The sequence below is a fragment of the Alkalibaculum sporogenes genome, assembly GCF_009362815.1.
In the GTDB taxonomy this organism is placed as follows: Bacteria; Bacillota; Clostridia; order Eubacteriales; family Alkalibacteraceae; genus Alkalibaculum_A; species Alkalibaculum_A sporogenes.
Map to the genome: position 1 here is coordinate 100,669 of NZ_WHNX01000001.1, position 13,357 is coordinate 114,025.

Consider the following 13,357-nt stretch of genomic DNA (forward strand, 5'->3'; position numbering starts at 1 on the left):
GCTATCTTGTATTTCATATAGCTTTCGTGATAAACTTTGTCTAAGTAATAGTAATTGTTGATAAGGATGCTGTTCCACCTGTACCTACGAGTTTGATAATGCAAGGTTTACGGTTCACGCAAAATTGGTAGAGGATATATCTTTGTAGGTATAATCAAATAGTATTGCATTATAAAGATGCAGATTGCCTTGAATTCTGAAATATTTTGATTATATTTAATCTTAATAATGCCTGGAGTCTTAAAAGGACTCACTAACAGTTGAGTTAATATCGTACCATATCTTACTAACTGATTAATTAGCAAGTCCAACAGTGATTTTTGTTTTCACTGTATACTTCAAAATGTGAGGTGAAGAAATCGTGACAGAAAAAAAAATCATAGTACAATTTACGATGCTGACATTTTGCATAGCCTATTTTGTGTCAGGTGCTTTGATTTATCTTGGGCAATTCGGATTTTCCGTTCACTCTTTCGTTCAATCGTTACAGCAATTTGGGATGAATATTCCTTTTGCAATCTATATTTTGTCGCCTGCTATTGCTTCATTTATCGTTCTGAAGAAAAATAACAAAATAGCAGATTTTAAGGAATGGTTGAAAACTGTTTTTTACGCCAAAAATAACATCTCTATCTATTTGTTCGTTGTTACAGGGCTTGTACTGTATTTTTTGATACATATTGCAGTTTCAGGCCGTACGGAAATGGTGCTTCCATTTTATATGTTCTTCCTTTCCCTACCTGGTAATCTTATTATCGGTGGCTTGGAGGAAGCTGGTTGGATGTACATATTGCAGCCTGAGCTTGATAAAAAATATGGCTTTATTTTATCTTCTATTTTTGTTGGAGTCATTTGGCTTTTATGGCATCTCCCTCTCTTCTTCATGCCGGGGACAGGTCACTACGAGGGACTCATAGACTTTTGGATGTTTGCAGTTCAAATCTTTGCGTTTCGGTTTCTCTACGGTTCAATCTACAAAATATCAGGAAAAGGCCGTGTGTTTATGTGCGTATTATTCCACACCATGTTCAATGCGGCAACCCCCGTCTTTGGCATACTGCCTATGACTTGGGCAGGAACCATTGCCGCAAATGCTGTGATTGTTATTTTTTCAATTATAACCGTTGTGATACACGACAAAAAGAACAACTGCCCTAACGGACAGGGTGGATAGGGCAACATTATTAGTATATTTATTTGTTGATAGATAAACTGCGATTTAATCATGAATCTAAAACAATATCTAATATCTTTTTAGTTAAAAGAATCAGTCATTTAACCTAAATACTCTTGCTACTTTATGAAATGTATTTCTTTTATATTAAATAGAAGCAAATACCTGAGATAAATCAATTAAAAGATTAGGAAAAACAGAAACTTTCACTTTAGCTTCTTCAGTATAAGATTCTGGTCTACCGTAGCGTTGATCTTCCTGTAAAGTAAATATATTTACATACTTTCCATCTGGATCAACGATCCAATATTCTTTTATACCAGATTTTTCATATTTGTTAAACTTTAGAACCCTATCTATTCTTGAAGTGGAAGGAGACGAAATTTCAATGACAAGTGTAGGAGTCCCAAAATAACCTGTTCCCTTTAATCTGCTTTTATCACAAATGACTACTATATCAGGCTGAAATACATTGGTGGTTTCTTCATCTTGTTTTTCTTCGTCAGAAAACCGTAAATCAAATGGGGAAGTAAAAGCTTGACATTCATTTCCTTGTAAATGATTCGCAAGTTGCCTATATAATTCACCAGAAATTGCTTGATGTTGCCATGATGGAGCGGATTGCATACAAGGTACACCGTTAAAAATTTCCCATTGTTCATTTTCGGGCCAAGTTAAGTAGTCGGCATATGTGTGTTTTTTATTTTCTTTTGGTAATGGCATAAAATTTCTCCTTTAATTTTCTAAGTCTTGATTTGTATTAGAAAACTAATCTAATTTTAGTTTTATTTATCTATATCAATGTAAATAGAAAAAAATATAGTGAACAAAGAGTTTTTCATTTATATAATACTAAATATAATTTATCATAATATTATGTAATATTCAATAAGATGTTAAAAGTTGAGAATTGTAAAAGCAGTGGTTAAAAATAAATTAATCACTGCTTTTGTCTAGATTGGGATAGACTCAGTGTTGACCGCGCAATAATAGGATTTATTGACAGTATTGCACTTGATTATTTTTGCCAATTTTTATATAGTAATACTAGAATCTATAAACTAATAAATTGGAGGTTTTGTTAAATGGGTAAACGATTAAGCGGAAAAGTTGCTATTGTTACAGGTTCCGGACAGGGTATTGGAAGGGCTATTGCTATAGCCCTTGCGGAAGAAGGCGCAAAGGTTGTAACAAATAACCGAGGTCCGGTCAAAAAGAATGTCGCCAATCAGTTGGAGGGCAGGCTTGAACTCCTGACATCCGAACAACTCAAATGGTATAATGAAGAGATTGAAAAATATACCGGTGACGCTGAAACGACGGCAAAGACTATCAGGGATGCTGGATTCGAGGCAGTAGCAATTTTTGGCGATATCTCCAATTTTGACGAAGCAAAGAAAATCGTTGATAGGGCAGCGGATATCTATGGCTCGGTAGACATTGTAGTTAACGTTGCAGGTGCATTTGGCTTTGCTCCAATAGAAAAAATCACTGAAGAGCTTTGGGATAAGGTTACAGATGTCAAACCGAAAGGGCACTTTAACATCATTCGCCATGCAGTTCCTTATATGAAGAAAAATAAATGGGGTCGCATCATCAACTGTGCTTCGCCAGCATGGATGGGTGGTGGAATTCGTCAGTCTGAGTACTGTGCAGCCAATGCTGGTACAGTGGGCTTGACCTGGGCACTTGCAGAAGAACTTGCCGATGACGGTATCACAGCTAATGTTTTCTGCCCAGCTGCGAAGACAAGAGCCTCCGTCGATATGGAGCTGTTTGACAAAGTTGTGGATGAAGACGAGAAGTCCACTAAGTCTGGTGAGCCCCTCGTCAAATATGATGAGACTCAACCGCCCGAGTTGTTTTCTGCATTTATTCCGTATCTTGCGTCTGATGACGCCTCGCATGTTTCGGGTTCTGTTTTCTTCACAATGGGAACGTTTATTGGTCGCTATTCCAACCCTGCTATCTCCTCAAGTATGATTAGCATGGATGGTCCTTGGACTGTGGACAAAATTATAGAGGAAGCACCTAAAACAATATTTAAGGACTACAAGAATATTAATCAACAATAATCAACATTCAATTTTTCAATGAAAGAAGATTTAATAAAATTAGGATGCATGGCTTCTTTAGAATATTGAAACCATGCATCCATATGTGCATAATATTTTAATTAAAACAGGGATATGTTATGCCATTATTTATCATTAAAACAAGATGGTTAAACAACAATTTATATATAAAAATTACTTAACTGAAAATACTTCCATAGTATTTATAATGACGAAGTAATAAGCAGAAAAATGAGATTTGTTGTCAATAAATTTCTCATGTATATTAAAACCAATAAAGAATAAAGCGAGGGATTTGAGTGAGTAAAAAAATTAAATTCCATTAATATTGGATCATTATAAAAATAAATAGATAGTCACTGAGATATTTCTAATTTGCTTTAACTTTTACATAATTTTCAAGTCTCGTTATTTATTATATATTTGTTGATCAAGAGGTTTGCAGTAGATTGACTCAAACCCATTTTTTTTGCAATTATCCGGCTAGATTTGTATTTTGAATAGAGCTTGTTTACTGTACGTTTTTTAAATTCTTCAACATTGAAGCAATCTTCATAAACTTCTTCAATATCTTCTTCCTGATCAAGATACTGAAGAAATAGCTTTTTATCTACGATGGTCTTATCAGATAAGATACACATTCTTTCAACAGCATTTTTCAATTGACGTATATTTCCAGGCCAATCATAGCTGATAAAGCAAGAAAGAAGTGATTCGCTGAAGAATTTTTTTGTATTGTTGCGTTTATTGAAGGTATTTAAAAAATAGGTCGTCAGTAAGATAACGTCATCTTGTCTATGCCTAAGAGGTGGAAGAACCACTTTAGCTGTATTAAGACGCCAATATAAATCACTCCTAAAATTCTTTTCTTTGATAGCAGATACTAAATTTTGATTGGTAGCGGCAATAATTCGAATGTTTACATGTTCCGGTTTGTCGCTTCCTACAGGAATGAAACGCTGGTTTTCTAGTACATCCAATATTTTTGCTTGCATTTTAAGGGACAAATCGCCGATTTCATCCAAAAATATGGTTCCTCCATCTGCATTTTTCAACAAACCGATTTTTCCTTTGGCATTTGCCCCAGTAAAGGCTCCTGGCACGTAACCGAAAAGTTCGCTTTCAAACAGACCATCAGGGATTGCTGCGCAATTAATTGCAAGAAATGGTTTATGCCTTCTTCTACTCTCATTATGTACAGTCTGCGCGATATAACTTTTTCCGGTTCCACTTTCACCTAATATAAGGAGATTGCAATCTGATTTTGAAATCTTCTCTAAGTCATTTAAACATTGTTTGAATAATTCATTTTTTCCAATGATCACTTCTGAAAATTCTAGATCGATGGTTTCTATGGGGTTTCGGACATCTCGATAACTTAAGTCCACTGTTCGGATATTATCTAGTGACGTGGAAATCATGAATTCAAATTGATCTTGATCATTGTAGACCGGAACGTTGATACAGATAATCGTACGGTTGGTTTTGTAATAAATATTTTCTGTCACGATCGCCTGACGCGATACTTTAGTAAGATCAAAACTATAGGGGTCCCAGAGACCTTCTTTTATTTCTTTACTATTCTTTTGAACTACGTCTTCAGGTTTGATGCCGTATAATCTGGTGATGGCCGGATTAGCGTAAACGACTTTGCCGTTTTTGTCCAATACATAGATTTCAGTGAAGGAATTTTCTAGTATCTTAAGCAAAGTTTCACGAGGGATAGAATTTAAATATTCAGTGTAATCCGGACTATTTACAACTTTAGTTAGGTTAATCATTATAGAGTGCTCTTCCTTTCAGCGCTGTGATATTTAAATAATGGTTAAGGTAATTATAACATATCTAATGGTTTTTACAAACTTGAGGTTTAAATCACACAACAAAGATAAGCTCTGCAATCCTAAAATAAATTTTACATTGACCTCTTGCTTACAAAAGATTTCAAATCGCCTTGCGATTTACTAGTCACTATATGTATGAAGAAACATATCTTTTCGGAAGGTTCATTATTTTCGCGATAAAAAACCACAGGTAATATTACCTGTGGTTTTAACGGAAAAAAATCTATTTGAATCTTAACTCTGTAGGAAGAAGATCTTTTACCATTTTCAATTGTCTCTTGTCAAGCTCTGGTTGTACGTACTCTTCTAGTCTTTTTTTCCAAGCCTGAGTAGCTCGTTCACGTATGCTAATGGAATTATCTTCTTTTTCCCAATTCGAATAAGCTTTCCTATTGGCAAAATCCGGGAAAATAAAATCTTTTTTGTAAGTTTTAGTTGTTCTCGCTAAATAGTTTCCGGAGTGTTCTATCTTCTCCATTTTATCTATTAACATGGTTTCCTCACTGAATTCAACAGCTCTTAGGAATCGACCTGCAATTTTATAGGTATCTTCGTCTAGGATAAATTTTTCATAGCCAAGGGTATTGAAGGAGTCCATGATTCCAGCAAGCATATATGATACTTCAGGTTCGCTCATCAAAGCTGAGAGACCAACTAATGCCGACTCTCGACCGGCTTGATAGTCGTCTTCTTTCGCATCGGAAAGGCAACCATGAGATCTTTTTGGTAAACCATAAAAAGTGGCAAGTTCATTTTCCACGAACCATTCAACGCTAGTTTCAGCACCACCACAGACGCATACGCTATATCTAAGGTCTGTTTGCAAAGCACTAAACTGATATATGACCGGAGCACCGGGATTGACAATTTGAGTAGCTACGATTCCTGAAAGACGCTCGGTATTATTCTGAATGATATTGCTGGCTAAAGATGGTGGTCCCGTAAGTCCTGCAAGACCTACACCAGCGATACAGCAACATTGTCCGCCTTTAGCGTATTCGATGAGTGATTCGCACATAGCGCGGTCCCAGGCAAATGGTGGAGCACTGGTAATTAGGGTTGACATGAGAACTTGATCGTGAATATCATTGAACTCTTTTGCTAGTTGGATGGTACGTCTACTGACTTGACCACTACCGTTTAAACCGGCTAAGGGCTTATCACTGTACATCATCGGAGCGAGAGACATGAAATCGGTTCGGAATTCTGAAGGAACGTTTTGGGGATAAACCAATTCGCAATCAATGACATCAATCACATTACTTGTATGGAAAATTTTTATGAAGTTCACATAATCTTCTACCATTGCAGGACGGTGAACACCTTCTTGAAGGACGTTTATTGGTCCTAATGAAGATTGACCAATGGTTTTTTTCTGAACTGTACCTACAGGTAGTTTTTTACCACGGGACACGTAATTAAAATTTCTTGGACATGAAGCTAGAGCTTCATTAATGATTTCTTCAGTAAAGTATACGATTTCTCCGTCAACTCTTAATCCTCTTTCTTTAAATAGAGTAAGCAATTCATCTGAACTAAAACGAATACCTTTGTTTTTTAATAAGTGCAGAGATTTTTCGTGAATCAATTCAACAGATTCTTTTGTAACAAAGTTTCTTGTGTAGTGTTTTTTATACATAATGCACCTCCATAGTATTTGAAATATATATAGCAATAATAATGCCAAGATATAAAAATGATGAATTTGGTAATATTAAATGATTATTTCAGTAAATACTCAGAAGTCTTTTGTAAATTATTTGAACGATTTTAATTTGTTTGAGTGATTTTAACTCATGTATATGGTGTCAATTTTCTCAAAGTGTTTGTAAATAGCATAGATTAAGCAATTTTGTTAATTGGCATGTTTGTTGCTATATTTAAATAAAACAATGAAAGGAGCAAGGTAATGAAAAATGAAATAAAAAATGAAACAAAAAAAACAGATGGGGTTTCTATTTTTTCGTCGGTTAATGGTTGGACCTTTTTTCCACCATTGATCTTTACCGTTGTTTTGAGTGCTGTTGTAATGACGAACCCTGAGGGATTTGGAAACATTCTCCAATCAGCTTTTGCCTTTACCACCGACAGTTTTGCATGGATGTTCAGTTGGTATTTTATGGCACTTACATCAGTTGTACTGTATTTGGCTTTTGGACCTTATGGAAAGAAAAGATTTGGAAGCGGAAAACCGGAATACTCTACACTCTCTTGGTTAGGTATGATGTTTACGGGGGCTGCAGGTCTAGGTGTTTTGACTTGGACTACAGTTGAATGGTTTTATTCATACCAGACACCAATGTGGGGGGTAGAAACAGGAACTTCACAGGCTCTACAACAAGCAGCCATGCTACCATTATTCCATTGGGGACCCGTTTTTTACATGGGATATGCTTTAATCGCAGTTATTTTTGCCTATCAATTTTATTGTAAAAAAGTGGATGATTCGTTGCCGAGTACAGCATGTTCTACATTAATAGGCGGCAAGCATGCAAATGGAGGAATAGGTAAAACAATTGATATCATATATGTAATATCATTGTTATCGTCAGTCGTAACTTGTGTTGGCGTCAATATTCCTACACTGGTAGCGATTATTGCAAATATGACGGGTTCTGAACCGCCTTTTATCATTTCAGTGGTATTGATACTATTATGGAGTATGATCATGGCGGTCATATTGTTTGCCGGTCTTAAAAAAGGAGTGGGACTTCTTAGTAATATCCGAGTATATCTAGGTTTTGGAATTTTAGTTTTTGTTTTATTATTTGGACCTACATTCTATATGTTAAATTCATTTACAGATGGATTAGGTATGGTAATGAATAATACTCTACATCTTATTTCCAATACGGATCCATATGCAAAATCTCTAATGCCACAGGGATGGACAGTTTTTTACTTTGCTTGGTATATCACCATGTCAATCCAAAACGGTGCGTTCTATGGTAGAATTTCTAAAGGGCGTACAGTTAGAGAATTGATTTTTGGTCTGATAGGATCGACCGTAATCGGTACTTATATGTTCTTTGTAGTATTTCAAGGTTTCTCAATACATACATTTATCAATGAGGGATTAGATTTGGGAGCAGCTATGTCAGCAGGTGGACAAGGAGCGGCTATTGCAGCAGTTTGGAAGTTTTTGCCCTTTGCAGTGGTGATGATGCCGATTCTATTCATATTTGCGAATATTTGTATGCAGACATTATTAAATGCGAATGCTTACAGTATGGCAATGGCAACGACAAAAGTATTAAAAAGTGGACAGGAACCCCCACAATGGATTCGAATTTTCTGGTCGATTTGTATTGGGGTAATCAGTATCGCATTACTTATGATTGGTGGTATACGTCCATTCCAGACCATAACAGTGATTGCAGGGATACCGGCTTTAGCAATCATTGCCTTGATGGTAGCTTCATTTTTCAAAGATATCAAAAAGAATGGATGGGTCATGCCTACTGATGATACTAAAATTGAAGATGAAGTTATAGAAGATTATTTTAAATAATAACAAAGCAAACAAAATTAAGCCCAATAATAATTAAGAAATAAAAGTATGTTTTGTGATATGCTAATTATAATATGTATAGTAATTACAAATACTTTGAAAGTATAGGATGATGAGTTATGAATTCTAAGAAATCAAATATCGACTATAGTATGATCATGATAGTGTTGGGCTTTGTTACTGTTGTTATCTCTTATATTTTGATTTTTCCGGATCGATCAAAGAAGATGATTGATTTGATTAGTAGTTATATTTTAAGCAATTTAGGATTTGTTTATGTTTTAATTGTTCTGATTTCCTTGTTCCTTTGTATATACATGGGAGTAGGAAGTTTCGGATCTATACGCTTGGGCGATGAAAAAAAAGAATATAGTGAATTTGCATGGGCAGCTATGATGTTCTGTTCATCCATGGCAGCAGGTTTTATTTACTGGGGGAGTATTGAATGGGTGTTTCATTACATGAAGCCACCATTCGGGATTATTCCCTTAAGCGTTGAAGCGGCCGAATATGCCGCAACAATACCTTTATTTTACTGGGGATTTTCGCCTTGGGCAATTTATATGATTCCGGCGGTAGCTTATGCGTTCCTTAGATACAACCTAAAAAAGGAGCGATTTGATGTATCCATCGCATGTGAACCCTTACTAGGTAAATACGCTGATGGATTTGCCGGAAAGATAATCAACATACTATTTTTGTTTGGTATTATAGGGGGGACTGGCACAGCCTTAGGAATCGGTTCACCTCTGGTATCCGCAAGTATCCAACATCTTTTTGGGCTTAATGACACCCCAATTCTGCGATTTTGGGTAATCGTAGTGGTAACAATTATTTTTACAATTTCCGCTTATAATGGGATGAAAAAAGGGATTCAGTTTTTAAGTAATGCGAATATCATTCTCATGTTATTGATGGTCATATTTACATTTTTGGTTGGAAACAAGGGGTTTATAGTCAAAATGCAAATGACTTCTCTTGGTATGCTATTAGACAATTATTTTAAGATGAGTACTTATCTTGATCCCGTCAATGGCGGGGGCTCTGAATCATGGCTTGTGTTTTATTGGGCTTGGTGGTTAGCCTATGCAATATTTATGGGGTTGTTTATCGCCAGGATTTCAAAAGGTAGGACTATTCGCCAAGTAATAATCGGTGGAATGGCTTATGGTTTTGCAGGATCCTTCTCGATGTTCTCAGTTCTTGGAAACTATTCAATGGATCTACACTTACGTGGTATTATTGATGTTGTAAAAGGGGTTACAGAAAATGGAGGGCCAGCAACTGTTATTGAATTGTATTCGAAGATGCCCTTGGGTACGGTTTTTATCGCTACCATTTTAATAACATCAATATTTTCCATGGCCACGAGTTTTGACTCAGCGGCTTATATCATGGCTATGGTTTCGTCAAAGAAAGTTGATTTAAGTGGAAAACCGGACAAAAGGTTGACTATATTCTGGTCAATGACAATGGCTGCCCTACCTATGGTAATTATGATGTTTAATGGTTCACTAGCACATGTACAGGCTCTTACGGTAATTTTAGCATTTCCAACATGTGTGATCTATATAATTATAGTTATCAGCTGTTTTAAAATGCTTTCTGAGTATAAGAGGCAATCCAGCTGACAATGTATACCCTCAATAGTGGATAGTTATCGTTAATCTCTAATATTATTAATAATAATGGTTAATCATATAGCAGATAGGGATAGTACCAGATATTAAGAGTTCAATATATAAAAATTTTATCTCGCGCTCAAATATATTTTTTAAATTAGGAGGCAGTTTTTATGATAGATTTTAAAGTTCTAACACAAGCAGTAGGAGAGTTGGAAGAAGAAAAAACCATGGATATATTGGAAGAATTTGTAACTAGCACTCCAACACAAGAGGAAGCTCAAAAGGCAGTAGTTGCTTGTCAAGAAGGTATGGCTTTGGTAGGTGATTTATTTGAAAAAGGGGAATATTTTGTAGGAGATCTTATTTTTGCTGGAGAGTTATTAACTGAGGCTATAGACATTTTAAAACCATTAATTGGTTCTGGTAACGATAAAAAAGCAGGAACAATCGTCATTGCAACTGTACATGGGGATCTTCATGATATTGGAAAGAACATATTTAAGAGTATGAGTGAGGCATCTGGCTTTGAAGTATACGATTTAGGAATTGATCAACCTGTAAGTGCATTTGTAGAAAAGGTAAAAGAGGTTAACCCAGATATAGTTGGTATGAGCGGAGTGCTTACCTTAGCATTAGAAGCTATGAAAGACACAGTTGATGGATTAAAAAGTGCAGGACTTAGAGATAATGTGAAAATTATTATTGGTGGTAACCCAGTAACTAAAGAAGCATCTGATCGTATAGGTGCTGACGCTTTTACAACAAACGCAGCTGAAGGCGTGAAAATATGCCAAGAATGGGTAAAATAAAAGTACATAAACTTAAGTAAATTATCATCGTTTTGGGCATAGTAGTATTAAACAAAAAGTAACTAAAGTAATTATTGCTATTGTATTACTACTTAGTTTCTCGGCACCAAAAAAACTAAACTGCTCAACTCATTTAATGAGAAATTGAGCAGTTTTTTCATCGGTGACTAAAACATTGATAGATTGACTTTCTAATGCTAACTTATTTGCAACATGTTTGTTGATTCCTCCTGAAACAGCAATCCTAACGGGGATTTTTTTAAAAGATTTAGATGAAATCCCAATGGTACGATCTAATAGCTCTAATGATTGTTCTTGCCCATGGTTGTTTAAATAGATGCAGGATACAATATCACATACGATCTTAGAATTTGTTAATTCATAAATATCGTGTTTACTAAAATAACCAGAATCATAGATACTTGCATCTTTAATACTTGGGTTACCAATACCAATAATAGCTACATCTAATTTTTCATAACAACTAAATACTTCTTTTATATACTTATCTGCTAATAATGTGTGTTTTAGATTTTCATTTTCTATAATTGCAGGTGCATGTAGCATTAAATTATTTCCTTTAAAAGCTTTTCCAATATTAGATGCAATATTATTTGAATTTATTGAATAATCCGTATTACCATAGCCACCTAGTAAAGGTACAAAAGTAGTGCCAATAGTTTCACATTTACTAGGAATAATTTTATGCAAGGTACTTAACGTAGAACCCCAACCGATTCCAACATACTGATTATTTTTGATATATTTTTGAAGGACTCTAACTGCCCCTTCACGAAGGAACTTATCTGCAATTTCTTTATCACTATCATAAGGAACAACAATAGTTTTAAGGTTGCCGTATTTAGCGGTTATTTCTTTTTCTAAATCAGTATACGAATTCTCATATTTAATTTTTATTTCTATAATACCTTCTAAATGGCATCTGCTAATTGCTCGAGATATACCCATCCTTGATAAATTAATCTTATCTGCGATTTCTTGTTGTGTCATATTTTTTTCATAATACATTCGTGCTATTTCAACTAATTCAGCTCTAGTCATGGGATCACCTTTTTCAATTACTTATACTAATGAGATTATACTATTTGTCGCGAGAATAGAGTATCAATACATATAACTATAGTTTATAATAACAATCTGTTTCTTGACAAAATCAGCAGTAGAGATTATACTGAGCATGTTCATAATAACACATATTGTTCAAATGAACAAGAAGTGAATTTAGGAGGTCTTAAGATGGATGGTAAAATGAAAGTTGGTATCCTTCATAATATCAACGATATTCGGTGTGAGGAAAGTGAAATACCTAAAATCCAAAGTGATGAGATTTTAGTAAAAGTAACATGCGCTGGCATTTGTGGCACAGACTTTGAAAGAGTATTAAAAACTGGCACTTGGAAATTCCCAACCATATTAGGTCACGAGTTTGGTGGAGAAATAGTTGAGATGGGCAATGACGTTAAGGAATTCCGAATCGGTAATAAAGTTGTTGTAAATCCAATGGTGCCTTGCGGCGATTGTAAATACTGTAAGGTAGGTAAGTTTAATTTATGTGATGAATATGATTATCTAGGATCAAGATCCAGTGGTGGTTTTGCAGAATATGCTAAGGTAAAATATACCAATGCATATAAAGTTCCAGATGATCTAACTGATGAACAAATTGCAGGAATTGATCCAGCAGCTATAGGACTACACGGTATTATAAAGGGTGGAGTTAAAATAGGGGATACAGTAGTCGTTTTTGGTGCAGGTCCAATAGGGCATTATACAATACAATGGGCTAAACATATAGGTGCTTCTACAGTTATTGCGATTGATCTTCGAGATGAAAAATTAAAGATTGCCAAAGAAGTTGGCGCTGATTATGTCATCAACGTTGGAAAAGTAGAGAATGTATTAGATGAAATAGAGAAGATCACTAAAGGTGAATGGGCAGATGTATGTTTTGAAACAGCTGGATCTGATATTACGGTTATTCAATGTATTCAAGCTGCTAAAAAACAAGGAAGTGTGGTGTACCTTGGCACTCCACATAGAGATATAACATTAAAAGATAAAGTGTTTGAAAGTATTATTAGAAAAGAATTAAAAATAGTTGGTTCATGGTGTTATCATTTCGCAGCACCAATCCATGAATGGATAGTAAGTATAGAAGAAATAAGCAAAGGAAATATCCTAGTTGAACCGCTAATCACTCATAGATTTTCAATAGAAGAAGTAGAAAAAGCTTTTGATATGATTAGAGATAGAAAAGAATTTTTTAATAAAATATTAATATACTCAGGAGGAAATTAA

At 35.0% G+C, this 13,357-nt stretch carries 10 protein-coding genes; 6 read left to right on the forward strand and 4 right to left on the reverse strand.

What is annotated here, in order from left to right:
- Positions 1–361 precede the first annotated feature (361 nt).
- Complete coding sequence (locus GC105_RS00510) at positions 362–1,174, forward strand: CPBP family intramembrane glutamic endopeptidase (RefSeq protein ID WP_343029910.1); 813 nt, start codon at positions 362–364, stop codon at positions 1,172–1,174.
- Between the two features lie 147 nt (positions 1,175–1,321).
- Here the strand turns inward: GC105_RS00510 and GC105_RS00515 are convergent, their stop codons facing one another.
- The gene (locus GC105_RS00515) at positions 1,322–1,897 is read right to left on the reverse strand and encodes a Uma2 family endonuclease (RefSeq protein WP_152800605.1); all 576 of its coding nucleotides are present in this window, start codon (positions 1,895–1,897) and stop codon (positions 1,322–1,324) included.
- A 362-nt stretch (positions 1,898–2,259) separates the two neighbouring features.
- Here GC105_RS00515 and GC105_RS00520 point away from each other — a divergent pair, with 362 nt between their 5' ends.
- On the forward strand, positions 2,260–3,249 hold the full coding sequence (locus GC105_RS00520; RefSeq protein ID WP_152800607.1) for an SDR family NAD(P)-dependent oxidoreductase: 990 nt from the start codon (positions 2,260–2,262) through the stop codon (positions 3,247–3,249).
- A gap of 398 nt (positions 3,250–3,647) precedes the next feature.
- On the opposite strand, the gene GC105_RS00525 is transcribed toward GC105_RS00520, so the two are convergent.
- Complete coding sequence (locus tag GC105_RS00525) at positions 3,648–5,030, reverse strand: sigma-54 interaction domain-containing protein (protein ID WP_152800609.1); 1,383 nt, start codon at positions 5,028–5,030, stop codon at positions 3,648–3,650.
- Between the two features lie 286 nt (positions 5,031–5,316).
- Complete coding sequence (locus GC105_RS00530; RefSeq protein WP_152800611.1) at positions 5,317–6,732, reverse strand: trimethylamine methyltransferase family protein; 1,416 nt, start codon at positions 6,730–6,732, stop codon at positions 5,317–5,319.
- A 270-nt stretch (positions 6,733–7,002) separates the two neighbouring features.
- Between GC105_RS00530 and GC105_RS00535 the strand changes: the two genes are divergently transcribed.
- From GC105_RS00535 to GC105_RS00545, 3 genes are all read left to right on the forward strand, one after another.
- On the forward strand, positions 7,003–8,604 hold the full coding sequence (locus GC105_RS00535) for a BCCT family transporter (RefSeq protein WP_152800613.1): 1,602 nt from the start codon (positions 7,003–7,005) through the stop codon (positions 8,602–8,604).
- A 119-nt stretch (positions 8,605–8,723) separates the two neighbouring features.
- Positions 8,724–10,235: a BCCT family transporter gene (locus GC105_RS00540; RefSeq protein WP_152800615.1), complete on the forward strand. Its 1,512-nt coding sequence runs from the start codon at positions 8,724–8,726 to the stop codon at positions 10,233–10,235.
- Between the two features lie 164 nt (positions 10,236–10,399).
- Positions 10,400–11,038, forward strand: a complete 639-nt coding sequence (locus GC105_RS00545; protein WP_152800617.1) for a cobalamin B12-binding domain-containing protein — start codon at positions 10,400–10,402, stop codon at positions 11,036–11,038.
- Between the two features lie 129 nt (positions 11,039–11,167).
- Here the strand turns inward: GC105_RS00545 and GC105_RS00550 are convergent, their stop codons facing one another.
- On the reverse strand, positions 11,168–12,100 hold the full coding sequence (locus tag GC105_RS00550; RefSeq protein ID WP_152800619.1) for a sugar-binding transcriptional regulator: 933 nt from the start codon (positions 12,098–12,100) through the stop codon (positions 11,168–11,170).
- Positions 12,101–12,295: 195 nt separating this feature from the next.
- On the opposite strand from GC105_RS00550, the gene GC105_RS00555 reads away from it, so the two are divergent.
- Positions 12,296–13,357, forward strand: a complete 1,062-nt coding sequence (locus tag GC105_RS00555; protein WP_152800621.1) for a galactitol-1-phosphate 5-dehydrogenase — start codon at positions 12,296–12,298, stop codon at positions 13,355–13,357.

Excerpts from the sequence above, each read along its gene's own strand:
- GC105_RS00515 (WP_152800605.1), bottom strand. The coding sequence starts at position 1,897 with ATGCCATTACCAAAAGAAAATAAAAAACACACATATGCCGACTACTTA.
- GC105_RS00520 (WP_152800607.1), top strand. The coding sequence starts at position 2,260 with ATGGGTAAACGATTAAGCGGAAAAGTTGCTATTGTTACAGGTTCCGGA.
- GC105_RS00525 (WP_152800609.1), bottom strand. The coding sequence starts at position 5,030 with ATGATTAACCTAACTAAAGTTGTAAATAGTCCGGATTACACTGAATAT.
- GC105_RS00530 (WP_152800611.1), bottom strand. The coding sequence starts at position 6,732 with ATGTATAAAAAACACTACACAAGAAACTTTGTTACAAAAGAATCTGTT.
- GC105_RS00535 (WP_152800613.1), top strand. The coding sequence starts at position 7,003 with ATGAAAAATGAAATAAAAAATGAAACAAAAAAAACAGATGGGGTTTCT.
- GC105_RS00540 (WP_152800615.1), top strand. The coding sequence starts at position 8,724 with ATGAATTCTAAGAAATCAAATATCGACTATAGTATGATCATGATAGTG.
- GC105_RS00545 (WP_152800617.1), top strand. The coding sequence starts at position 10,400 with ATGATAGATTTTAAAGTTCTAACACAAGCAGTAGGAGAGTTGGAAGAA.
- GC105_RS00550 (WP_152800619.1), bottom strand. The coding sequence starts at position 12,100 with ATGACTAGAGCTGAATTAGTTGAAATAGCACGAATGTATTATGAAAAA.
- GC105_RS00555 (WP_152800621.1), top strand. The coding sequence starts at position 12,296 with ATGGATGGTAAAATGAAAGTTGGTATCCTTCATAATATCAACGATATT.